The following is a 22,496-nucleotide window of genomic DNA, read 5'->3' as shown; positions in this document are numbered from 1 at the left end:
GCAGGTAAAAGGGGCCGACGCCGCTCGATCTTCGAGCGACCTCACCGATCTGACCAGGCCAGCTCGCGGGCGTACTCGTCGGCCGGGGCGATGTCCTCGACCGCGCTGCGGGCGGACTGGTGCTCCCCTCGGGACCGGAGGAGCCGGATCAGCTGGTAGAGGGCGGTCGCATCGCTGGCGGCGGCGCGGGTTCGCAGGTCGTCGGCGCGGCCCAGGTCGTGTAGGTGACGGTCGAGACGGCGGCGGGCCCGGTGGTCGGTCTCGGCGATCTCGGCGAGTTCCTCGAATCGTCCGGCCTTGGCCAGTGCGTCCCAGCCGCCGAGCCGGGCGGTGTACACCGCGTCCGGTGGCTGGTCGGCGCCGATGGACGTGAACAGGTCGTAGGCGGTGGTGTAGTCACCGCGGTCCATCGCCCGCTCGGCGGCTCCCAGCGTGGAGTACGGCGGTTCGCGCCGGAAATGCGATTCGTAGGTCTCGGTCATGACGAGGACCGCGGCCCGGCCGGTCCCGGCGGTGGGGGCCTGATCGACGAGCGCCTGCACACCGTCGGCGGCGACGAGTTCGAACAGGTCGTGCCAGGTCAGGTGGCCGACGGCATCGGCTGATTCCCTGGTCATCAGCAGCACCGCGTCCACGTCGGCGAGTGGCCAGGTATGCACACCGGCCGGTGCCCGCTGTTCCAGGCCGTCGCGCGTGTAGACGATCGCGGTGCCGTCGCCGGAGTCTCGTACCTCGACGATGTCGTCGGTCCAGCGGCAGGTCAGCAGGGCCGCCGAGGACGCGTCGTCGAGGATGGTCGCGGACTTGTCGAGCAGGGCGATGCGATCCGGGTCTCCGGACCGCATCGCCGTGGTGACCCGCACCGGCGGTCAGGCCGCCGACAGGACGTCGACGATGAAGCGCAGGGCGCCACCCGGGCGGCCTTCACCGGGATTCTCGCCATACGCCTGGTCGGCCGGGATGTCGAGCTGGACCCGACTGCCGACCTTGACGCCGACCAGGCCCTTGTCCCAGCCCTGGATGACGTTGCCGGCGCCGAGCTGGAAGCTGAACGCCTCCTTGCGCTCCCAGGAGGCGTCGAACTCCTTGCCGTCGGCGAAGGTGACGCCGACGTAGTTGACCTGGATGGTCTGGCCCGCCTGGGCGGCGGCGCCGGTGCCCTCGATCAGGGTGGTCGTCTTGAGCTCCTTGACCGTGCCGGTGCCGGCCTTCGCCTCGGGTTTCCGGCTCAGGGCCGGGTCGGCGCCCGCGGGGACCGGCGGGAACGCGACGGCCGTCGGGGTGGCGGCGGCGCCCGGGTCGAGGGCGGCGGCGCTGGTGGACTCGGTGGTCGGGGTGGTGCCGGTGGGCGTGTTGCCGATCCACAGGGCGAACCCGACGACGACGGCGATCACGGCCAGCGCGGCACCGACGACCGACAGGGTCTGTCGGCGCTTCTGCATCGCCCGGGCGCGTGCCTTGTTGGCCTTGGCCTCGGCGCGTTTCTCCGCCTTGGTCTTGAGCGGCGGTCCGGCGGCGCCACGTCGGGACGGAGCGGCAACGGCACGTTTGGCGGCCGCGCTGTCGCGGCTCACTGCGGATTCGGGCACGCGCCGACGATACGACACTCAGCTGAGAGTTGTTCACAGCCGGTACCCGAGTTCCCACGGAAAGATGTCACAGGTGGGCGAGCCAGCGGTGGCCCGGATGGACTCGGGAGATGAGTCCGGCCAGGGTGGCACGCTGCTGCGGGGTCATGAGCGGGACGGTTCCGTCAAAGTCGGCCTGGTCCTTCGGGCGCGGGTTCTTGGCCTTGAAGAGCAGGACCAGCTCCGGTACGAGGTACGGCAGCCCGTCCTCGGTGTGGCGGATGATCTGGTCGTACCGCGATCGGATGGTCTCGTCTCGTCGGCAGATCCAGGTGTCGCCCTGGTGTGGCTCGCGGAACACGTCGAGGAGGTAGTCGCCGGTGGCCGGGTCGCGTAGCCAGGTCTGGTGGGTGGCCGCGATCTGCTCGGGTGTGGCGTTCTCGCCGACGCATCCGCTGCCGACCGCGTCGAAGACGTATCCCGGGAAACGGTCGCGGATCTCCGGGAAGCGTGCGGCGGGGATGCCGATCTCGATGTCGCCGTGCGGGCGGGTCTGTTCGCCGCGGAACAGGTCCAGCGCCCAACCGGCCGCCACATACCAGGGTGTCGTCACCCCGGCCAGGCGCTCGGCGACCTGGTGAGGGCTCCAGCAGGACGCCCATCGGGCGCCGAGGCCGTCGAGCTCGGCCGGTGACAGCTTCTTCACTCGAGGAACCTCGCGCAACCGTTCAGGGCGTCGACCCACGTGCGGGCGATCAGCCGGGGCATCGGGCCGTGGTGGATCAGGAACAGCAGGGGTCGCTGCAGGGGGCGGGCTCCGGTCGTCGTCCACTCGGCGTGCACGTGGCTGCCGCCGTCGCCGGCCGGGGTGATGCGGACCAGGCCGGTTCCGCCGCCGCCGTAGCTGCTCTGCTCGACCGTCCAGCGGATCTCGGTCGGGTCGGACCAGTCGTAGCGGGCGACGACCCAGAACGGGGAGCCGGACGTGCTCTCGCGGGCGACCGCCCAGGTGTCGCCGAGTTCGCGTAGTTCGTACCGCCGCGGGTCGAGGGTCTTGTGCCAGATCAGGGTGCGCCGGCCGGTGAAGTCGGTGAACGCCTGCCGGGCCTGCTCGGGTGTGGCTGTCGTGTCGATGTCGAAGCGCACCGTCTTATCCGAGCACAGGCCCGCCGGGGTGTCCAGGTAAGTACCACCTAGGTATGCCTAGGCGGCTTGGACGCCCTCTCTAAACCCTTCTGAGCTGGGAAGATAGGTAACGCCGCCGCATGTGCCGGACCTCCTTACCGACGACGATTGATGCATCGACGGAGAACGAGGAGATGGCGATGTTCGCGAACCCGGAACTCATGCTCAACCTGGCGCACGACCGCAACCGCGAGATGATCGCGGAGGCCGATCGGGAGCGGCTGCTGTCCAGTGCCCGGCTGCTGCGCCGTGGGCGTAAGGCACGCGGTCGGCTCGCCGGTACGCTGTCGCCGTGCGAACCAACCGCGGTGGTGCCAGCCCGGTGATGATCGGGCGGGCCAGCGAGCTGCGTCGGCTGACGCAGCTCGCGAAATCCCGGGAGCCGGCGGTGGCGATCATCGCCGGTGAGCCGGGGATCGGGAAGACCCGGCTGGTGCAGGAGCTGCTGGATGTCGTCGCGGCGGAGACGATCGTGCTGGTCGGGCAGGCCGAGCCGGGGTCACTGGCCCGGCCCTACGAGGTGTTGCTCGACGCGATCGACGGTCGCCCGGCGGTTGACGACGCTCGGCTGGCGGCGCTGTCCGACGCGGAGCGCAGTCCGGTGGAGAGGCTGCATACGGGGCTGGCGATCCTGTCCGACCTGATCGGAGACTCCCCCGCCGTGATCGTGTTCGAGGATCTGCACTGGGCCGACTCGGAGAGCGCCGCGCTGTTCGAGCGGATCGCCGACCAGCACGGGCCACGACTACTGATCGGGACGTATCGGCCGGACGAGGTGACTCGCCGGCAGCCGGTGGCGGGGCTGCTGGCCCAGCTCGAGCGACGGCATGCCGTCACCCACGTCCGGCTGGATCGGTTGTCGCGGGCTCAGACGGCGGCGCTGCTGGCGGCGGCCACCGGGAGTCCCGCGCCGGTTCGTGCCGCGACGGCGCTGCACCAGCGCACCGGCGGTAATCCGTTCTTCCTCGAGGAGCTGCTGCGGGCCCTGCCGGGGCACGACCTGGAGGCGCTCGTCGATCAGCCGCTGCCGTGGAGTCTCGCCGATGTGCTGCGGCGTCAGGTGGAGGATCTGGATCCGGTCAGCCACCGGATCGTGGAGGCGGCCACGGTGCTCGGTCACCGGATCCTGTTCGATCTGCTCGCCGACGTGACCGGCACGGGTGAGGACGAGCTGATCACCGTGCTGCGCAACCTGGTGACGCGGGGTGTGCTGGTGGAGTCGGGTGAGGACGAGTTCGCGTTCCGGCACGCGCTGGTGCGGGAGGCGATCGCCGGGCAGATGCTGGGCCGGCAGCGGCGGCGGCTGCACGAGGCGGCGCTCGACGTCCTGCTGCGGGGTGGCGGTTCGGATCCGGCGATGGTGGCGCACCACGCGCGCGGTGCGGGCCGGTATGAGGACATGATCGCGGCGGCGCGGCACGGCGCCGGGCTGTACCTGTCGATCGGCTCGGCGTATCAGGCGTTGCAACTGGCCGAGATGGGTCTGGACGAGGTGCCCGACGACCCGGAGTTGCTCGGTGCGGCGGCGCGGGCGGCGTGGCTGGCGGGTCTGCTCGACGACGCGTTGCGGCACGGGCGTCGTTGGCGGGAGCAGGCGCACGATCCGTCGGATCAGGCGGAGGCGCTGTATCTGCTGGTCCGGCTGGCGTGGGAGTCGCGGGAGGCGGCCGAGGTGCGGGCGTTGACCGCCGACATCGAAAACCTGATCGCGCAGTTGCCGCCGGGTGCCGGGCAGGCGCGGGCGATGACGGCGATCGCCCAGTCGGCGTATCTGTATGACGAGACCGAGACGGCGTTGCTGTGGGCGGACCGGGCGCTGGCGCTGGCCGACGAGTTCGACCTGCCGAGTGTGCGGCTGACCGCTCTGCTGGAGAAGGGTTCGGCGATGTCGGAATGGCCGCAGACGGCCGCCGACGGCAGCAAGATCCTGTCCACGCTGGTGCACGAGGCGGAGCAGGCCGGTGAGTGGGTGATCGCCGCGCGGGCGCTGAACGTGCTGGTCCAGGGTGAGCCGCCGACGTCGTCGACGGAGCATGCCGAGATCCTGGAGCGGATGCGGGTCAACGCGGAGCGGGCCGGGTTCGAGTCGCTGTCGGTCGCTGCCTACTTCCAGGGGCGGGCCCGGTTGGCGCTGCGGGCCGGTGACCTCGGTGCGGCGATCGCGGCGTTGCAGGAGGGCCGGGCCCAGGACCGTAGCCTGCGTCGTCGTGGCCGGTGGGCCGACTTCCACGGGGTGTTCCTGGCCGGGTTGTCGCTGGAGTCCGGCGACCTGGATCTGGTGGAGGAGTTGATCGCCGATCTGGCCGCGTTGCCGAACAATCCGCCGACCGTGATTCCGGGCCTGACGTTTCATCTGGCGTGTCGCCGGCATGACCGGCCAGGGGCCGAGGCCGCGCTCGCCGAGCTGGTCACCGCGTTGGAGGGGCAGGTGTGGCGCAGCGGCGAGCAGGCGCACGACCTGATCTCGGCGGCGCTGGAGCTGGGGCTGCCCGCCGACGATCTGGACCGGATGGCGGCGACCCTGCTGGATTCGGAAGTGTGGGACGCGCACCGGATGCTGGTGGAAGCGCAGGTCACCGAGGCACACGGGTGGCACGCCCAGGCGCTGGCCGGTTATCTGTCGATCACCGAGGCGAACCCGTTGGGGCCGGCGGTCCGTGGGACGGTGCGGGTGAGCGCCGCCCGGTGTCTGCTCGCGGCGGACAAGCGGGCCGAGGCGCAGGAGCAGGTCGAGGCGGCGGTTCCGTTGCTGGCGGGGTGGGGTGGCTGGCGGGTCGCGCAACTCGAACGGGTTCGGGCTCAGCTCGGCATGGCTCCGGCCGACGCACCAGCGGCGGTCACCGGTCCGGCCGCGCTCACGCCCCGGGAGCGGGAGGTGGCGGTGCTGATCAGTGACGGGTTGACCAACACCGAGCTGGCGCAGCGGCTGTACATCTCCCCCAAGACGGCGGCGGTACATGTGTCGAACATTCTTCGCAAGCTGGGGGTGTCCTCGCGTACCGAGGTGGGCGAGTTGGTGGGGCGGCGCTGAGATGGCATGGGATCAGGACCTGGCGGCGGCGTTCACGATCATGCTGGGGCGGCCGGTCGACGACTTCGACGCCGGCCGTGAGTACGTGCTGTATTACCTGAACAGTCTCTCGCCCGATCTCGCGCTCAGCCCGGACTGGGAGTTCGACCAGGACCGGTCGGTGTTCGAGATCGAGTTCCTGGAGGAGTCGGCGCTGGCCGAGGCGCTCGGGGCGCGGCCCGACTCCAACAAGGTCGCTGATGCGGTCCGGACCGTCTCCGGGCGGGAGTTGGCCGGGCACGGGTTCACCCGGGCCGCCCTGGCCGGCGACGACGTGTCGGTGACCGTCGCCCACCGGGTCGTCACCGGTGGCAGCCTGCACGACGCGTTGCTCACCGCGATCCGCGGCCGTCGTGGGCCGGACGGGCTGCGACCCGCCCCGGCCGAGCGGCTGGAGGCGATCTTCCCCGTTCCGGAGAGTCCACCGCCGGCCGAGTTCGACACGATCGAGGATCCGCGGCTGCGCGAGCACCTCTGGTCGCCCTACTTGGACCGGCCGTGGGATCCGGGTGGCAAGCCGCTGAGCCGCGACTTCCTGCCCGGTGAGCCGGTCGGGGTGTGGGACCTCGCCTACTTCGGGGAGATCTCGCTGGTCGTCACCGCAGTCGAGCCCGGGTGCAGCGGGTGACGTAGGGGAGGTCGAACTCGTCGCCGAGGCCGTGGCTGTCGGCCAGGGCGAGGACCCCGTCCAGCAGCGCCTGACGATCGGTTTCCGACAGCAGGATGACGTAGCTGCGGGAGGTGACCATGTCGAGCAGTTCGGTCCGGTTCAGGGTGTGCCGCCAGCGGAATTCGGTGTGTTCGGGTTCGCTGAACGGGCCGCCGATCGGCGGGGCGGTGTCGATCTCCTGCCGGGTGTGCCGGTGCAGGACGTCGTCGAGGGCGGCCACCCACGGTTCGGTGTGGTCGCGGATGTTCCAGATCAGCGCCAGTGTGCCGCCCGGTCGGAGCACCCGGGCCATCTCCGGGACGGCCCGTGCCGGGTCGACCCAGTGCCAGGCCTGTGCACACACGACGGCGTCGACGGACGCGTCGGGAAGCGGGACGTTCTCCCCCGTACCCTCGAAGATCGAAGCCTGACCGGCGGAGACCGCGAGTTGATCACGCATTTCCGGCGACGGCTCGACGGCGTCGACGTGGAACCCGGCGGCCAGCAGGGCGCGGGTCAGTTTTCCGGTGCCGGCACCGAGGTCCAGCACCCGGCGGGCCTGCGACGGCACCGCCCACGCGACCGCTTCGGCCGGGTAGGGCGGGCGCCCGCGCTCGTAGGCCGCGGCCGCGCTGCCGAACGACGCCGCATGCAGATCAGAAGACATGAAAATCCCCCATTCGGTACACCGTGGACCGCCCTGCAACCTACACGTGCGGCGGAGGGACACGAACAGGGTCGTGGCCGGCGGCTCGCAGGAGCCGCCGGCCACGGGCCGAGGAGAGCGCGGGCACTGTGCGCCAGAGCCTCCGCAGAGCGGAGGTTCCCGAATTGAACGGAAATAGAAGGAAGCGCCCGCATGACCTCGGTGGTCGATTACCTCATCCGGGGATCAGCTCACCGAGCCGGTCCAGCGTGTAGATCTCCGATCCGTCCGGCAGCCCGTCCGGCGCCTCGATGCCGAGGTAGGTGACCGGCTCGTCCGGGAGCACCCCGTCCCAGAGGGTGACCCCGGCCGGCGTCGGCCACCTGTCGACCAGGTAGGACACCGTCAGGTACTGCCGTTCCAGCAGGGCGCGGACCCGGTGCGCGGTGGTGAAGGCGTTGCCCTCGACCCGGTTGAACGCCGGGTGGCCCTGCAGGTAGAGGTGCAGCCACACCGCCTGCCAGCCGGTCTCGCCACGGGCGAACACCATCGGCAGCGCGACCCGGCCCCGGCCACGCATCTGCGAGCGGGCCCGAACCGTCCGTGGATCGAACGGCGCGCCCTTCTGCTTCCTGGTTCGCGTCTGGTAGCCGAACATCGACTCGGCGACCTTCTCGAACGACTCGCCGGAGAAGATGTTGACCTGCGGCACCACGTACGGGGCGTCGACGGTCAGTGGAACGTCGATGAACTCGGTCGCACCGTCCTTCGCACTGGTGATGTCACCGGAGTGGACCATGCCGTTGCCCCGCAGGTTCGTCCACGACACCTGGCCGGCGCTGTGGAACTCGTCGTCGAGCAGGAGCATCGACAGGTCGTAGTCGGTGTGCCGTTCGGTCTGTCGCCAGTACATGAAGAACCGCAGCAGTTCACCGGAGACCGGCGCCCGCGAGCCGCGTGGCAGCACCGCGAAGCCGTCCTCGGACGCCTTGCCGGACAGCGGCAGGGCGACGTCGAGCACGTCCGGGTCGATGAGCAGTGGACGGTCCCACACCGGCAGCCGGCTGCTGATCGCGTCGTCGAGCAGCGCCGACAGCTCGCCGACCAGGTCGGCCGGCAGAGGTGCACGGGTGTCCGGGCCGACCCAGGCACGCTGGGACCGGTTCACGTACATCCGGGCGATGTCCGGGGTCAGCCGGTTGGCGACGTGCTCGCGCAGCGACAGCAGGACCCGTCCCGACGCCGAGCCGAGCGCGCCGGTGACCAGGTCGACGATGGTCGACTGTTCGGGCGCTGATGCCGTGCGCAGCAGCCGGTCGGCCGAGCGCAGCAGCAGTCCCGGAGCGGCGGACAGGACGCGGGCCGCCTTCGCGACGTCGCCGGCGTGGATCGCCGTCTCGGCCCGGCCGGCCAGGGTCGGCACTTTCCGCTCGCCGCGGGCGACCGTGAACACCTGCTGGGCCTGCGGCCACTGGGCGTACTCGTGGGGGTGCAGCCGTTCGCCGAGCCGCTTCCATCGTTCCGCATAGCGGGCGACGTCGGCGAGCTTGGCCGGGTTGGCGCTGATGACCGTGTCGAGGGCGGCGAGCAGCACCCGCCGTTCCGGGCGTCGGAACGCACGGAACCGGGTCGGCTCGGCGAGCGACACGTCGCCGCCGGAGACCTGGCAGGCCAGGCGCAGCACGTCGGTGACGGTGTCGACAGCGACCAGCGGTCGACCGAGGACGATCCGGATGCCGTTGAGGACGGCCCGGTTCTCCCGCACCGGGATGATGTCCGGCTGCGGGCCGTCGGCGCAGGTGAGGGCGAGTTCGCTGAGGATCGCGAGGTCGGCCGCACCGAGCGGCGTGACGCTGCCGGCCATCTGCAGGTAGAGCCGCTGCGCCTCGCGTTCGGCGGTGTCGCCCAGGTGCAGCACGGTCAGCCGGTCACCGGCCGACGCGATCAGTTCGTCGTGGACGGCCAGCATGTCGGCGTAGGTGTGCTGGTAGGAGCCGTACCCCGGAAGGTCGAGGAGGTTGACCCATTCGGGCCGGACGGTGTCGCCGCCGCCGATCAGGGCGGCGGCCTGCATCCGCTCCAACCAGAACGCGATGGTGTCCGGTACGCCGTCCGGGAACGCGATGAAGTAGGTGTTGTGCCGAACGTGGTCGCCGACCAGTTCCCGAACCGCGGACACGACGGTCGCGGCGAGGTCCATGGCCGGTGCCGGTGCGAGCCCGCCGATGTGGTCGAGCAGCGCCCGGGAGGCCGCGAACCCGACGTCGAGCAGGGCGGCGTCGAGCTGCCGCGCCACGGCCGTACCGTCGCCGCCGTCCCCGTTGCTCGCGGGCACGCGCAGCGTCTTCTGAATGATCGTCTTCTCGTGCACGTGAGTCCTCCGTCCCCCGCCGGCGGTGTTTTCCGCTTCGAAGTGGGCCGCCGGGGACTCGAACCCCGAACCCTTCGATTCCATTGGAGAAGGAAGCACACCCATGCCCGCGTGAGGCGGAGGGCGGACGTGCTACCAGCCGAATGCTCTAGCCAGTTGAGCTAGCGACCCGCCGCGAATCTTGCCAGGCCTCCGCGCGGCGGGCCATCGAGTTATGGACGATCCGCCGGAGCCGGACACCGACCGCGGCCGTCCCGCCGGGCTGGCGTGTCCGGGATACGGTGCCCGAATGCGATACGTTCCGGGACAGACCATCACTCGCCGTTACCTTCGCGGCGAGTGGCTGATGTGGGCGCAGGCCATGCGGGTGATCCGCGACGACGAGGACGGGCTGCTGCTGTGGCAGCCCGTCGGCGGTGACTTCGCCAAACTCGTCGACGCCGACGGCACCACCGCCCACGAGGTGTCGCCGGACGCGATGGCCGCGCCGGAGTTGGTCGACGTCGGCTGGCTGTACTACGACGTGCTGATCCTGATGCCGCCGGGTGCCGCCCACTCGGTGTGGTGGTTCTTTCAGGACGGCGTGTTCCACGGTTGGTATGTGAACCTGGAGTCGCCGTATGTGCGAGACGGCGACGCCGTCGAGACCACCGATCACGTGCTCGACGTGGTGGCCGACGCGCAGCGGGAGTGGCGGTGGAAGGACGAGGACGAGTTCGCGGGCCGGATCGGTCACCCGCTCTACTTCGACGCCGACGAGGCCGTGACGATCCGCACCGAGGGCGAACGCCTGATCAAGCTGATCGAGGCGGCCGAGTTCCCGTTCGACGACACCTACACCGGGTTCCGCGCCGATCCCTCGTGGCCGGTTCCCCGATTCCCGAAGTGAGATGCTCATGGAGCAGACCCTCGGTGTCCTCGCCCACCGCGGTGGGCTGATCGCGGAGCATCCGCAGCTCACGGTCGGGGTGCTGCGGGCGGTCTCCCGGCCCGGCGGTCTGGAACTCGAACTGATGGCCCGGCGGCCGCTGGACCGGCGTGGCCCGACCGAACGGCAGGCCGACATCCGGGCGGGACGGACCGGTCCGGCACCCGCGCCACGAAACCTGCTTCCACCGTACGACGAAGGCCTTGATCTGCGGGTCGGCCGGCTCGACGAGGCCGGTCACGCCCATTGGGTGTACCCGCGTAGTACGTCGTCGTTCAGCGGTGACCATGCCGGCGGCACGCACGGCCCGACCCTGCAGACGTTGATCCTGCTGCCGCCGGTGTTCGACAGGTTGTCGCTGGTGCTGGCGTGGCCGGAGATCGGTTTCCCGGAGACCGTGGTCGACCTGCCGCTGCCGTCCCGGGCGACGGTGCACCGGGACACCGTCTCGATCTGGGACGCGCCGGTGCACACCAGCCGCCCGCCGGAGACGCTGCGTCACCGGGCCGGAGTTCTCCCGGCCACCGAGCCGGAGGCGGAGACCGGCCGGATCATCGCCGGGCCCCGGGTGCTGGCGCGCTGCGAGGACGCCGTCGTCGTGCTGAACCGGCTCACCGAGACCGGCGACATGCTGTCGTTCGAGCTGGGCTGCCTCGCCACCGTCGGTATCCCGCACGACATGAGCACCATCGGCGGGGCCGCGGTGGCGGTCGTCCGGGACGACGAGGCGGTGTGGGCCGAGCCGCACACGGCGAGCGCCGGCGGCGGCGACGATTCCTTCGTGTCGGCGGCCGAGTACGCGGTGGCCCGCCCGACCGGCGACGTCCTGCACCTGCTGATCTCCTGGCCGGCCGCGGGCCTGCCGGACGCCGTCGCGGCCGTGCCGTTGAGCTACAACGCGATCCAGTAGCGGCGGCGAGGACCGGCCGGGGTGTCGCGGACGTCCTCCAACACGCCACCACACTTCTCGATCACCCGGGCCGACGCGGTGTTGTCCACATCGCAGGTGATGAGGACGGACTCCAGCTCCCGTTTCCGGGCGGCGACCAGGATCTCACCGAGCGCCCAGCCCGCGATGCCTCGCCCGCGCGCCGACGGGCGCACGCTGTAGCCGATGTGCCCGGCCGCGAGCAGCAGGAAGTCGGTGAGCGCATATCTCAGCGAGATGCTCCCGAGAACCGTGCCGTCCTGATCGACGACCCATCGGTAGGCGGCGTGCACGAGCCCGGGCAGCGGTGGCAGGCTCTCGTCACCCTCGCGGTGCAGCCGGCTCACCCAGGTGGCGAAGCCCTCCGCGGAGTCGACGTCGTCACCGCCGCGCAGTCCACTGCCGGGCTGGTGCACCCCGCGGCCCCACTCGTCACGGGACGCGAGCCACTGCGCATGCAGGTCGGTGGTCGGTTCGATCAACGTGAGCACGCCCAAGGATCCCGGCTCCGACGGGATCCCTGCAACCTCGAGTGACATCACGGCGCCGCCGACGGCTACCCAAGGTCGATCGTTTCGTAACCGGACTCGGAATCACTCGTTATGGCGTGCGCGTGATTGTCGGCTCGATGTCGCCAGTCTCCGGGCATGGGGATACGAAATGGAGTTCTGATGGCCGCTCTGGTGAAGGTCGGTTTGGGTGACGGCGGTCAGCTTCTGCTGGAGGCGGCCGACAGCGGTTCCGGTCCGGTGAAAGTGGGGCGAGCCGCGGATGCGATCGAGGAACTGAAAGAGAGCCTGCGGACGGTCTTGCAACCGGTTGCTCAGGCGTCCAGGGATGTCCTGGCGGAGATGCGTGCCGCCGGGCCCGATGAAGTGAAGGTCGAATTCGCGGTGAAGTTGACGGTCGGGGCAGGCGCGATCGTCGCCAAGAGTGAGGCGGGGTGCCACTTCAAGGTCACTCTGGGTTGGGCGCGAGGTGGCATCTGCTCGCCGGACGCGGGCGGTGACATGCCTTGATCCTGGCCGGTGGACTTGCTCACGAGCCTGGGGTGGACGAGCGTGGCCGTGGGATCGTGGCACTGCTCGACGCTGCCGGAACTACCTGTGGCGTGGGGTTTCTCGTCGCGAACGGCGTTGCCGTCACGTGCGCTCATGTCGTGGCGGCGGCCGGCGCCGAACCGGGCGGTCAGGTGTGCCTGGCGTTTCCTCGGCTGCCGGGATCTCCCCGAACGGTCGCCTGGATCGACCCGGGCGCGTGGCGGCGGGAGGAGGACGTCGCGCTCCTCCGGCTGTCCGATGTACCCGCGGGTGTCACCTCGCTTTCGCTGGGATCGGCATCGGAGTCTCGTGGGCATCGAGTGTCGGCGTTCGGGGTGCCGGACGGCGGGCTACGTGGTCGTTTCGGCTACGCACGGGCCGGTGATGTGCTGATCGACGCGGACCTCGGGCCCTTGCTTCAGCTTGCCGAGGCCAACGATGTGACCGCGGGATTCAGTGGTTCGCCGGTCATCGACGAGGTGACCGGTCTGGTCGTCGGCATGGTCACCGAGATCGATCGGGCTGATCAGTATCAGCGTGGAACGGGCGTGGCTTACGCGACGGCGGCCGAGACTCTGCGACAGCTCGACGAGGCACTGGAACTGCGGGCGGTGTGCCCGTATCGGGGTCTGGCCCCGTTCGGAATCGAGCACAAGGCATGGTTTCACGGCCGTGATACCGCTGTGCAGCGGGTCGTCAGCTCCCTCACCCAACGCGCGGTGTTGCTACTCGGGCCCTCGGGCTCCGGTAAGTCCTCCCTCGTCAATGCCGGAGTGCTGGCCGAGGTTTCCGCCGGACGGGCGGCCGCCGGTTCGGACGCCTGGTCGGTGATCTCCGTACGCCCGGGTCAAGGATTGCTCGGCGAACTCGACCAGGCCGGGCTGCCCGGTGCGTCGACCCTCGGCCTCGCGGGCGCGATACGTACTTGCGTCGCTTCTCTGCCCTCGGGGTCACGGCTGCTTCTGATCATCGATCAGTTCGAGGAGATCTTCACGCACCAGGATTCGTCCGGATCAGCGGTCCCCGGCGGCTCCGACGCGCGAGGACTGCTGCGGCAACTCGACGATTCGATTCGGATGCCCGGTGCGCTGACCGTCGTGTTGGTGATGCGCGACGACTTCTACGCTCAGCTGGCTTCGGCATCACCGGAACTCCTGCAGTCGGTGTCCGCCGGGATGGTGAACGTGCCGGCATCGCTGACACGTTCCGAAGCGAAAGACATCGTCGCTTCTCCGGCCGCCCGAGTGGGCCTCGGGTTCGAGGCCGGACTCGTCGCTCAGATGGTCGCCGACCTCGAATCCCTCGCCGGCGATCAGGACGATCGGCAGATTCCCATCACCGTTCTGCCGCTGCTTGAACTTGCTCTGCTGCAATTGTGGGAGCATCGCGCCGGGGGCATGCTGACCCATGAGGGTTACCAGCGAATCGGCAGGCTGTCGGGCAGCTTGACCAGCCGCTGCGACCAGAGCGTCGCCGCACTCGACATCGCGCACCGGCCGATCGCGCGGCGATTGCTGACCGCCCTCGTGCGGCCGGCCGATCCCGAACGGAACATTCCCCCAGTACGCCGGCAGGTTCCCCTCGACGAACTGAGAGACCTGGCCGCGGATCGTGAACAGCACGACCAGTCGGCCGTCGATGCGGTCCTGCACGCACTGACCACGACCACTCCGCTCATCGTCACGCGTGGACAGCCGGGCCGGCCCAGCGCGCCGCCCGTGGCGGAACTGATCCACGACTCACTCATCCGCGACTGGGCGACTCTGCGTGAGTGGATCGATCAGGACTCACGCTTCCTCGAATGGCTACGCCGTGCAGACGACCAATGCCGCCGCTGGTCGTCGACCACGAACAAGGCGGATCTTCTCCGTGGGTCCGACCTCACCGAAGGGTTGGACTGGTCCAGCAGACGCCGGCTGCCCAGCACGACGGCGGCCTTTCTGGATGCCAGCGACCGCGCCGCCGATGTACGGCTGCGGCGGACCAGGCTCACGATAGGCACGATGGCCATCCTCCTCGTCGTCTCGGCCACCGCCGCGGCCGTCGCAGTCCGGCAACGGCAGCAGGCCGTCGTTGCACAGCAGATCTCACTCTCACGGCAACTCGCCGCCCAGTCCCGGACTCTCGCGTCAGCCAACCCGGAGCTGAGCGGACTGCTCGCCGCCTATGCCTACCGCGCCAACCCGACCAATGACGCACTCAGTGCGCTGACCAGCTCCTATGAATCGGTTCGCCCGCTCCGCCGGACCCTCACCGGTCACACCGACACGATCTACTCGGCCGCGTTCAGCCCCGACGGAAAGACCCTGGCCACCGGAAGCGTCGACCAGACCGTCCGGCTCTGGGATGTCGCCACCGGCACCAATCTGGAAACCCTCACCGGACACACCGGCCCGATCTGGTCGGTGGCGTTCAGCCCCGACGGAAAGACCCTGGCCACCGGAAGCGTCGACCAGAGCGTCCGGCTCTGGGATGTCGCCACCGGCACCCATCTGCGAACCCTGACCGGCCACACCCACGCGATCTGGTCGGTGGCGTTCAGCCCCGACGGAAAGACCCTGGCCACCGGCGGCCACGACGCGACGGTTCGGCTGTGGGAGGTCGCCACCGGTGCCGGCCGCCGGATCCTCCGTGGCCATACGGACGCGGTCTGGTCCTTGGCGTTCAGCCCGGACGGGCGGACTTTGGCCTCCGGCGGCTGGGACCACATGGTGCGGCTGTGGGATGTGGCCACCGGCGCCGGCCGCCGAATCCTCGCCGGGCACACCGATACGGTCTTCGCGATGCGGTTCAGTCCGAACGGCAGCAGACTGGCCACCGGAAGTCGGGACAACTCGGTGCGATTGTGGAATGTGGCCACCGGCACCAGCAGCCGGATCCGTACCGACCAAACCGGCACGCTCTACACGATGGCCTTCAGTCCCAGCGGCAGAACGTTGGCCACGAGCGGCCAGGACAATGCCGTGCGGCTGTGGGATGTCGCCACCGGTGCCGGCCTCCGATCCCTCAGCGGACACACGAATGTGATCTTCTCAATGGCGTTCAGTCGGGACGGCACCACCCTCGCCACCGGAAGCCAGGACAATACGGTGCGAATGTGGGACGTCGCCACGAGTACCGACGATCGAACCCTCACCGGGCATACCGATTCCGTCCTCGCTCTGGCGTTCAGCCCGAGCGGCGCATCGCTGGCCACCGGTAGCGCCGACGATTCGGTGCGATTGTGGGACGTGGCCGATGGCACCAGCCGCCGGACCCTCACCGGACACACCGACGTGGTCTACTCGCTGGCGTTCAGCCCGGACGGCAGGACCCTGGCCACCGGCAGCCAGGACAAGACGGTGCGATTGTGGGACGTCGCCACCGGCACCGGCCGCCGAACGCTCACTCACCCGAACACGGTCTGGTCAGTGCGGTTCAGCCCGGATGGTACGACTCTCGCCACCGGCAGCACCGACACCTCAGTGCGGCTGTGGGACGTGGCCACCGGCGCCGGCCGTCGAACCCTCGCCGGCCACACCGACTCGGTCATCGCGGTGGCGTTCAGCCCGGACGGCAAGACCCTCGCCACCGGCAGCGCCGACAACACCGTACGGCTGTGGGACGTGGCCACCGGCGCCGGCCGTCGAACCCTCACCGGCCACACCAACACGGTCTACTCGGTGGCGTTCAGCCCCGACGGCAGGACCCTGGCCACCGGCGGCCTCGACAACACAGTGCGGTTGTGGGACGTAGCCACCGGGACCGACCGGCAGCCACTCACCGGCCACACCGACACCGTCTACTCCGTGGCGTTCAGCCCGGACGGCAAGACCCTGGCCACCGGAAGCGCCGACCAAACGGTGCGGCTGTGGGACGTGGCCGGCGGCACCAGTCGTCGAACCCTCAGCGGCCACCCCAGCGCGGTCTGGTCGGTGGCGTTCAGCCCGGACGGCAGGACTCTGGCCACGGGCAGTGCCGACAACACGGTCGCGTTGTGGAATACCAGCGTCCCGGACGCGACAACGATGATTCAACAGATCTGCGCCGCGGTCGGCCACGACCTCAGCGCCGACGATCTGGAGGCATATCTGCTCGACTGGGACTCCGGTATGGCGTGCGCGCATTAAAAGCGGGTCGGCCCGGAGCATCGGATCGGGGCACCGTTCCGGTTCCGGGTCCATCAGCCGATCAAACCGGCCGCACCTCCGCGAGACGCCTTCTCGAGTAGTCGTCGTCCCAGCAGACGGCGGCCTGCCAGGCGGCGGAGGCCTGGGCCGCGATGTCGTAGGCGTCGGCGTCGAAGCCCGCCGCGTTGCCGGGCAGGGCCAGGTCGAGTTCGGGGACGTCGACGTGGGACTCGTCCCAGTCGATCAGCGCGACCCGGGCGCCGGTCATCCGGATGTTGCGCGGATTGAGGTCGCCGTGCACGACACACGTCGGACGGCCGGCGAGCCGCGCCCACGCCGCCCGGCATCGGGCCACGCCCTCCGCGGGCATCGCGTCCAGGTCGATCCTGGTCCCCGAGGAGGCGCGCAGCAGGTCCAGCGACGACCGCCAGCCCGGGCGCTGCGGCCAGCCGTGCGTGACCCGATGCAGCTCACGCACGGTGTCGGCGACCCGCCGCCAGTCGGCCGGGGTGGAGGGCGGCCCGCCCTCCACGTAGGTCATCACCACCAGACCGTCGACGAACAGCCGGCCGTCCGTCGTGGCGAGCGGCACCGGCACGGTCAACCCCGCGCGGTCGAGATGCTGCAGCAGCGACGTCTCCCAGGCGAGGTCGGCGTCGCCGCGGCCGCCGAGTCGAGCGACCGCCGGCCGCCCGTCGATCCGCACACTCCACACGTCGTTGGCGACGCCGCCGGTGAGTGGTTCGATCCGGGTGACGTCGTCACCCCACCGCCCGAGCGCCTCCCACCCCATCGGACGTACCTTAATGCGGGTAGGCGCGCGGAATCCGCGTGCTGGGGATCTCGTTGCGGAACGTCTGGATGCGGGTGATCACCTGGTTGCGACCGACGGTGTTCTCGATCCGGTCGAGGTAGAGGCACCGAGCGGCGAGTTTGTCCAGGTCGACGGTGAAGTAGATGGCCATCAGCGGGTTGACGAACAGCGTGCTGCCGCTGGTCCGCCGGGTGAACTGGACGTCGCCGAAGGCGCCGGCGACCGCGGCCGCGATCTGCCCGTTGACGATGCTGGGCCGTTCGGGCGTGGCGGCCTGCGCGTCAGCGACCGCCTCCCGGTAGAGGACGGCCTCCCGGCTGTCTCCGGGGATGGACAGCGCACCCAGGTAGCCGCCGTCCCGGTCGAGGGCGGCGATGTTCTCCAGCACCTGCACGTGGTTGACGCCGTGGTAGGCGTCGATGCCGAAGCCGAGGCAGGTGACCAGCTTGATCGGCACGTCGAGGGCGGTCACCGCGGCGATGCTGGTGATGTCCTCGACCGGGGTGCCCAGGGCGTCCTCGTCACCCCGCATCAGGATGTCGGTGCCACCGTCGACCAGCACCACGGCGTCGATCTCCAGACGATCGACGAGATGGCGGTACGCCTCCCGTAGCGTCTGCACTCCGAGGGGTGGGAACGCGTACACCGTCGAGGGCATGTCCCGCGCGGCGAGCCAGCGGGCCAATGTCCGTTCCGGGAAGAACCAGTCCGGACTGGCGGTGTCCGGGGTGATCGCGGCGACGTTGCGTTCCGCCCAGGACTGCTGGTCGATGAGTTCCAGCTGGGAGAACGACAGGCTGGCCAGGTGCACCTCGGCGCCGGTCGCGCGCAGCGCCAGGGCCAGCGGCAGTCCGGCGTACACGTCGAAGCCGCCGCCGGCACCGGCGATCAGGATCCGTCGGGCCGGTGCCAGTGCCGCGAACAGCGGTGGTGTGAGCAGGGAGGACATCAGCGACGACCGTACCGCAGCGGGATGACCGTGCCGACCGCGAGCATGGCCAGGCCGAGCAGCGCGAACGCCACCGCGACCGGGATCCGCCACGGATCGGACAGGTACAGGGCGAGGAACCAGAGCCGGTTCTCGGACCCGGACAGGATCATCCACAGCGGGACGAGACCCTGCGGGAACAGCGGGATCCAGCAGGCGATCCACAGGGTGGTGACCAGCGCCGACAGCCGAGGCGGCAGTTCGACCGCCGTCTTCCGGGCGGCGGTGAGGGAGACGGTGCCGCCGGAGCGCATCGTCGCCAGCATCTCCGGGCCGGTGGCGGCCAGTCGACGCGCGGCGAGCCGGCCGCCCCACCAGGTGAGCAGTCCGCCGGTGAGCAGGGCGACCGGTACGGCGGCCCAGGTGAGCGGCGGATCGGCGGCCCACGCCACCGCCGCGGCGGGGACGGTGGTCAGGCAGACCAGTAGCAGAACGCCGATCACCTGGCCGAAGATCGGGCCGGCCTCGAGGGGGTTGCCGGTGCGGCGTCTCGGTTCCAGGACCGGGACCAGCGCGTACACCGAGACGAGCACGATCAGGCCGGCGCCACCGCCGAGGGCCGCGAACAGCAGGGCCAGCGCCCACGCCCAGGTCCGCGCGTCACCACCGGCGACGACGGTACCGACGACGGTGATCAGGAGGGTGACCGGCGCGACCTGCAGCAGCCAGGCGAGCTGGCGGCCACGGATCTCGGCCCGTTCGCCGCCGGGGTTCAGCAGGCCGAGCCACAGTGCGGTGCCGTCGAGACCGAACAGGTTGGCGGAGGTGGCGGCGGCCATCGCCACGATGATCACACCGGTCCACGGCAGCATCCCCCGCCAGCCGATGATCAGCGGTACGAGCGTGTACAGCGTCCCGAAGAACAGCGAGTACCAGAAGAAGTGCGTCCGCATCAGGTCACGCGACCAGGTGCGGAGTTCCTTTACGGCGACCGTTTGGGTCGTACCCCCGTCGGCGAACCGGTCGAGAAGCGAACCGCGACCGGCCGACACACCGCCCCGAGTGGTGGTCCGGCGCACCAGCAACCGGGCCCAGACCGCCAGCGCCGCGCCGATGAGGACGCCGAGGCCGCCGACGGCGGCCGTCGCGAGAGCCCAGTGACCGTGCGCGGCCGCGTCGACCGCGACCATCCCCCACGACGACGGCAGCCAGTGCAGCACCGCCGAGAACCCGGGCGGGAAGCCGTAGGTGAACAACTCGGACTCGACGGCCGCCCAGATCAGCACCCACGACTGGTTGAGCAGGACGGCCATCCCGGCGTTGACGAGCGCGGCCAGGATCGCACCGACCCGGGACCGGACGGCGACCGCCAGCACGCCGACGACCAGCCGCGACAGCATCAGCACCAGGACCAGTTGGAGGGCGACCGCGACGATCGACACGACGATCGCGGCGATGCCCTGCGCGTAGGCGATCAGCGAGGTGAACGCGATCAGGCTGACCGCCGGTGCGATGCCCACGAATCCGGCCGTGAGCAGCCCGAACGCCAGCGGCAGCGGGCGCAGCGGCAGGAGCGCGAACTGTTCCGGGCGCAGGCTGTCGTCACCGCCGCCGGTGTAGACCGGGCCGAGGACCCAGCCGAACATCCAGCACGCCAGCACGATCGCGAGCAGATCCGTACGGACGTGCACCGGTGCCGTCTCGGCCAGCGCGATGGTGGCCGCGGCCAGCAGCAGCCCCGCGACCCCGCCACTGATCATGCTCGCGGCGCGGGAGCCGGTGAGCGTGTGCGCGAGCACCCGCAGCCGCATCGCGATCAGGACGCCAGCCACGACGGCGCCTTCCTGGTCGCGGCACCGGCGCCGACGAGCTCGACGAACCGGCCCTCCAGACTGGCGCCGGAGCGGACCTCCTCGAGGGTGCCGGCGGCGACGACCCGCCCGGCGTCGATCACCGCGACGTGGTCGCAGACCTGCTCGACCAGGGCCATCACGTGACTGGACAGCACCACCGAACCGCCACCGGCGACGAACGTCTGCAGGATTCCGCGGATGGTCAGCGCGGACACCGGGTCGACCGCTTCGAAGGGTTCGTCCAGCACCAGCAGGCGCGGCCCGTGCAGCAGAGCGGTGGCCAGGCCGATCTTCTTGCGCATGCCCGTCGAGTAGTCGTTGACCAGGGTGCGTTCGGCGTCGAGCAGATCGAGGACGTCGAGCAGTTCCTCGGCCCGGCTCGTCGAGGTGGCCTTGTCGAACCCGCGCAGCCGGGCCTGGAAGACCAGCAGCTCACGGCCGGTGAGGCGTTCCGGCAGGGCCAGGCCGTCGGGGAGCACGCCGACCTGGGCGCGGGCCTTGACCGGGTCGGCCCACACGTCGGCGCCGAAGATCCGGGCCGTTCCGGCGTCCGGGCGCAGCAGGCCGACGGCCATCGACAGCGAGGTGGTCTTCCCGGCGCCGTTCGGGCCGACCAGGCCGTAGAACGAGCCGGCCGGCACCGTCAGCGTCACATCGTGGACCGCGGTCTTGGGACCGAAGTGTTTGGCCAGCCCGGCCAGCTCCAATGCGGAATTCAAGAAAGACGCCCCCGTCCGATGCAACCGATCGAACGCGAATCCTAAACGGATTCGATCTTCAGTGCGGACCCGCCAGGAGCCGGAACGGGTTACCGTCCGGGTCGGTCAGCCGGACCCAGCCGGGGCCGTCCTCCAGGTGGGTGGCGCCGAGGGCGATCAGGCGGCGGGTCTCCGGCTCGTCAAGACCACTGATGTCGTACGAGATTCGCGGCTTGCCGTCACGCGGATCCAGCGGCGGACCGCCCCAGGTGATCTTCGTGCCACCTGACGGGGACTGGATCGCGGTCTCCTCGTTCTCGTCCCAGACCAGCGGCCAGCCCAGTGCCTGAGCCCAGAAGTAGCCGACCGCCTGACTGCCGTCACTGGCCAGCGCCCCGATGAACCCGCACCCGGCGAGAAAGCCGTTACCGGGCTCGATCACGTCGAACTCGTTGCCCTCCGGATCACCGAGCACCACGTGGTCGACGTCGCCCTGCCCGATGTCGAGGTGCCGCCCGCCGAGCGCCAGCGCTTTCGCGACGGTCTGTTCCTGGTCCTGGATCGAGGTGCTGGTCAGGTCGAAGTGCATCAGGTTCGCCGCCGTCTTCGGCGCCTGCTCGGCCTGGAACCGTAACCGGAACCCGTGGTCACCGCCGATCAGCACTCCCCCGTACGGGTCGTCGACCGCCTGATAGCCGAGCATCGCCGCCCAGAACCCGGCGAGCCGTTCGGGTTGACGCGCGTCGACGCAGAGGGCGTACAGGTCCAGGGTCATGGGTCACGTCCGATCGGTGAGCAGGTCGGGGCGGCGCGTTGCCAGCCAGGCCAGCAGCGCGGTCGCCTGCGCCCGCTGGAAGTCGCGGACCGCGGGCGCCGCCGGGGGCGGAGGCAGCAGGGATCGGGTGACAAAGTACCCGGCCGCTGCGATCAGCACGGTGTCCAGGTCGTCGTGGTCGACCGTACCGGTCAGCGGGTGTTCGCTGATCAGCGTCTGCACGTCGACGCCGTGCATGGCCAGACTCGGGGTCATCAGCAGCAGGTCGAACCAGCCGGCACCGATGCACGCGTTGGGCCAGTCGACGATCCGGACGCCCGCATCGGTGTGGATCATGTTGTCCAGCCGCAGGTCGCCGTGGACGAGCGCGGTCCCGTCGGCGACCTGCGACCAGCGTTTCTCCCGGGCGGCCAGCGCGTCGAGCGAGGCGGCGGCGAGCTCCGGGTAGGCGTCGACGACCGCGGGCCAGTCGTCGACGCCTCGCCAGCCGGCGAAGTCCTCGTCATATTCGTCGACGAGCCGGGGCAGGCCCGCCGGGCCCGGGGTCTCGCCCAGCGCGGCCACGGCCACCAGCACCGGTTCGAGGCCGGCGATCTGCGGGGTACGGCCGTCGACGTGCTCGAACAGCATCACGATCCACACGCCGTCGTCGTGCCACCAGAGCAGCCGTGGGCTGGGCACCTGCGGCGGCAACGCCGCGGCGACCAGCGCCTCGCGCAGGTAGGAGCCGGCCACCTCCGACGTGTGCCGGGCGATGGCCTTCACGAAGAACGACTCCCCCGACTGCCCGGCGAGCGCCGAGGCCACGCCGGGGGTGAACCCGCCGGGTGCGCTGCCGACCTCCCGCAGCGGGGTCGCCACGGCGGCCTCGGCACGGGCCCGGAGGGAGTCCGGAATGTCGGACCAGCGCAGCCGTGTCACGTTCATGACCCGG

The 22,496-nt window shown here is 70.4% G+C and carries 20 protein-coding genes and 1 tRNA gene; 7 read left to right on the top strand and 14 right to left on the bottom strand.

All coding sequences use genetic code 11. The features are described from left to right. Positions 1-41 precede the first annotated feature (41 nt). The 4 genes from Q0Z83_RS13985 to Q0Z83_RS13970 all read right to left on the bottom strand — a co-directional run bounded on the left by Q0Z83_RS13985 (position 42) and on the right by Q0Z83_RS13970 (position 2,714). Positions 42-863 (bottom strand): hypothetical protein, encoded by an 822-nt coding sequence (locus Q0Z83_RS13985; protein ID WP_317794328.1) that lies wholly within the window; start codon positions 861-863, stop codon positions 42-44. 6 nt (positions 864-869) lie between these two features. Then, positions 870-1,589: an FKBP-type peptidyl-prolyl cis-trans isomerase gene (locus Q0Z83_RS13980; protein ID WP_317794327.1), complete on the bottom strand. Its 720-nt coding sequence runs from the start codon at positions 1,587-1,589 to the stop codon at positions 870-872. A gap of 67 nt (positions 1,590-1,656) precedes the next feature. Next, complete coding sequence (locus Q0Z83_RS13975; RefSeq protein WP_317794326.1) at positions 1,657-2,274, bottom strand: nucleotidyltransferase domain-containing protein; 618 nt, start codon at positions 2,272-2,274, stop codon at positions 1,657-1,659. Next, a complete protein-coding gene (locus tag Q0Z83_RS13970) occupies positions 2,271-2,714 on the bottom strand; it encodes an SRPBCC family protein (protein ID WP_317794325.1) in 444 nt (147 codons plus the stop codon). The genes Q0Z83_RS13975 and Q0Z83_RS13970 overlap by 4 nt, the downstream gene beginning before the upstream one ends. Before the next feature lie 179 nt (positions 2,715-2,893). Here Q0Z83_RS13970 and Q0Z83_RS13965 point away from each other — a divergent pair, with 179 nt between their 5' ends. Genes Q0Z83_RS13965 through Q0Z83_RS13955 form a run of 3 tightly spaced genes read left to right on the top strand, consistent with a single transcriptional unit; the run spans position 2,894 to position 6,451 of the window. Beyond that, entirely contained in the window at positions 2,894-3,079 is a 186-nt protein-coding gene (locus tag Q0Z83_RS13965) for a hypothetical protein (protein ID WP_317794324.1), read from the top strand. Beyond that, positions 3,046-5,784: an ATP-binding protein gene (locus tag Q0Z83_RS13960; protein ID WP_317794323.1), complete on the top strand. Its 2,739-nt coding sequence runs from the start codon at positions 3,046-3,048 to the stop codon at positions 5,782-5,784. Before Q0Z83_RS13965 ends, Q0Z83_RS13960 begins: the two co-directional genes overlap by 34 nt. 1 nt (position 5,785) lies before the next feature. Further along, complete coding sequence (locus Q0Z83_RS13955) at positions 5,786-6,451, top strand: hypothetical protein (protein ID WP_317794322.1); 666 nt, start codon at positions 5,786-5,788, stop codon at positions 6,449-6,451. Here the strand turns inward: Q0Z83_RS13955 and Q0Z83_RS13950 are convergent. From Q0Z83_RS13950 to Q0Z83_RS13940, 3 genes are all read right to left on the bottom strand, one after another. After that, positions 6,420-7,139 carry a class I SAM-dependent methyltransferase gene (locus Q0Z83_RS13950; RefSeq protein ID WP_317794321.1) on the bottom strand — a complete coding sequence of 240 codons (720 nt, stop codon included), beginning with the start codon at positions 7,137-7,139 and terminating at the stop codon, positions 6,420-6,422. The genes Q0Z83_RS13955 and Q0Z83_RS13950 overlap by 32 nt on opposite strands. Positions 7,140-7,353: 214 nt before the next feature. Then, positions 7,354-9,489 (bottom strand): TerD family protein, encoded by a 2,136-nt coding sequence (locus tag Q0Z83_RS13945; RefSeq protein ID WP_317794320.1) that lies wholly within the window; start codon positions 9,487-9,489, stop codon positions 7,354-7,356. A gap of 43 nt (positions 9,490-9,532) precedes the next feature. After that, a tRNA-OTHER gene (locus tag Q0Z83_RS13940) sits at positions 9,533-9,660 on the bottom strand. Positions 9,661-9,778: 118 nt separating this feature from the next. Here Q0Z83_RS13940 and Q0Z83_RS13935 point away from each other — a divergent pair. Together Q0Z83_RS13935 and Q0Z83_RS13930 are read left to right on the top strand one after the other, a co-directional pair. Continuing rightward, complete coding sequence (locus tag Q0Z83_RS13935; protein WP_317794319.1) at positions 9,779-10,378, top strand: DUF402 domain-containing protein; 600 nt, start codon at positions 9,779-9,781, stop codon at positions 10,376-10,378. Between the two features lie 7 nt (positions 10,379-10,385). After that, a complete protein-coding gene (locus tag Q0Z83_RS13930) occupies positions 10,386-11,327 on the top strand; it encodes a hypothetical protein (RefSeq protein ID WP_317794318.1) in 942 nt (313 codons plus the stop codon). On the opposite strand, the gene Q0Z83_RS13925 is transcribed toward Q0Z83_RS13930, so the two are convergent. Next, positions 11,309-11,836 (bottom strand): GNAT family N-acetyltransferase, encoded by a 528-nt coding sequence (locus tag Q0Z83_RS13925; RefSeq protein WP_317794317.1) that lies wholly within the window; start codon positions 11,834-11,836, stop codon positions 11,309-11,311. The genes Q0Z83_RS13930 and Q0Z83_RS13925 overlap by 19 nt on opposite strands. 180 nt (positions 11,837-12,016) lie before the next feature. Here Q0Z83_RS13925 and Q0Z83_RS13920 point away from each other — a divergent pair, with 180 nt between their 5' ends. Beyond that, complete coding sequence (locus Q0Z83_RS13920) at positions 12,017-12,364, top strand: CU044_2847 family protein (RefSeq protein ID WP_317794316.1); 348 nt, start codon at positions 12,017-12,019, stop codon at positions 12,362-12,364. Positions 12,365-12,420: 56 nt separating this feature from the next. Then, complete coding sequence (locus tag Q0Z83_RS13915; RefSeq protein ID WP_317794315.1) at positions 12,421-16,494, top strand: nSTAND1 domain-containing NTPase; 4,074 nt, start codon at positions 12,421-12,423, stop codon at positions 16,492-16,494. Positions 16,495-16,555: 61 nt separating this feature from the next. Here Q0Z83_RS13915 and Q0Z83_RS13910 read toward each other — a convergent pair whose 3' ends face one another. Genes Q0Z83_RS13910 through Q0Z83_RS13885 form a run of 6 tightly spaced genes read right to left on the bottom strand, consistent with a single transcriptional unit; the run spans position 16,556 to position 22,489 of the window. Beyond that, complete coding sequence (locus Q0Z83_RS13910; protein ID WP_317794314.1) at positions 16,556-17,287, bottom strand: phosphotransferase enzyme family protein; 732 nt, start codon at positions 17,285-17,287, stop codon at positions 16,556-16,558. Positions 17,288-17,297: 10 nt separating this feature from the next. Further along, positions 17,298-18,257 (bottom strand): DUF1152 domain-containing protein, encoded by a 960-nt coding sequence (locus Q0Z83_RS13905; protein ID WP_317794313.1) that lies wholly within the window; start codon positions 18,255-18,257, stop codon positions 17,298-17,300. Further along, positions 18,257-20,068 (bottom strand): hypothetical protein, encoded by a 1,812-nt coding sequence (locus Q0Z83_RS13900; RefSeq protein ID WP_317794312.1) that lies wholly within the window; start codon positions 20,066-20,068, stop codon positions 18,257-18,259. Before Q0Z83_RS13900 ends, Q0Z83_RS13905 begins: the two co-directional genes overlap by 1 nt. Beyond that, positions 20,053-20,808, bottom strand: a complete 756-nt coding sequence (locus tag Q0Z83_RS13895; protein ID WP_317794311.1) for an ABC transporter ATP-binding protein — start codon at positions 20,806-20,808, stop codon at positions 20,053-20,055. Before Q0Z83_RS13895 ends, Q0Z83_RS13900 begins: the two co-directional genes overlap by 16 nt. Before the next feature lie 58 nt (positions 20,809-20,866). After that, entirely contained in the window at positions 20,867-21,562 is a 696-nt protein-coding gene (locus Q0Z83_RS13890; RefSeq protein WP_317794310.1) for a VOC family protein, read from the bottom strand. A 3-nt stretch (positions 21,563-21,565) separates the two neighbouring features. After that, positions 21,566-22,489 carry a phosphotransferase family protein gene (locus Q0Z83_RS13885; protein WP_317794309.1) on the bottom strand — a complete coding sequence of 308 codons (924 nt, stop codon included), beginning with the start codon at positions 22,487-22,489 and terminating at the stop codon, positions 21,566-21,568. Between the last annotated feature and the right edge of the window lie 7 nt (positions 22,490-22,496).

The organism is Actinoplanes sichuanensis (assembly GCF_033097365.1).
GTDB lineage: Bacteria > Actinomycetota > Actinomycetes > Mycobacteriales > Micromonosporaceae > Actinoplanes > Actinoplanes sichuanensis.
Note: the sequence above shows the minus strand (reverse complement) of the source record. Positions and strands in the feature narration are given on the sequence as shown.

Bases quoted from the DNA above. Each gene is read 5' to 3' on its own strand.
- Q0Z83_RS13965 (WP_317794324.1), top strand. From the start codon at position 2,894: ATGTTCGCGAACCCGGAACTCATGCTCAACCTGGCGCACGACCGCAAC.
- Q0Z83_RS13955 (WP_317794322.1), top strand. From the start codon at position 5,786: ATGGCATGGGATCAGGACCTGGCGGCGGCGTTCACGATCATGCTGGGG.
- Q0Z83_RS13950 (WP_317794321.1), bottom strand. From the start codon at position 7,139: ATGTCTTCTGATCTGCATGCGGCGTCGTTCGGCAGCGCGGCCGCGGCC.
- Q0Z83_RS13935 (WP_317794319.1), top strand. From the start codon at position 9,779: ATGCGATACGTTCCGGGACAGACCATCACTCGCCGTTACCTTCGCGGC.
- Q0Z83_RS13930 (WP_317794318.1), top strand. From the start codon at position 10,386: ATGGAGCAGACCCTCGGTGTCCTCGCCCACCGCGGTGGGCTGATCGCG.
- Q0Z83_RS13920 (WP_317794316.1), top strand. From the start codon at position 12,017: ATGGCCGCTCTGGTGAAGGTCGGTTTGGGTGACGGCGGTCAGCTTCTG.
- Q0Z83_RS13910 (WP_317794314.1), bottom strand. From the start codon at position 17,287: ATGGGGTGGGAGGCGCTCGGGCGGTGGGGTGACGACGTCACCCGGATC.
- Q0Z83_RS13905 (WP_317794313.1), bottom strand. From the start codon at position 18,257: ATGTCCTCCCTGCTCACACCACCGCTGTTCGCGGCACTGGCACCGGCC.
- Q0Z83_RS13890 (WP_317794310.1), bottom strand. From the start codon at position 21,562: ATGACCCTGGACCTGTACGCCCTCTGCGTCGACGCGCGTCAACCCGAA.
- Q0Z83_RS13885 (WP_317794309.1), bottom strand. From the start codon at position 22,489: ATGAACGTGACACGGCTGCGCTGGTCCGACATTCCGGACTCCCTCCGG.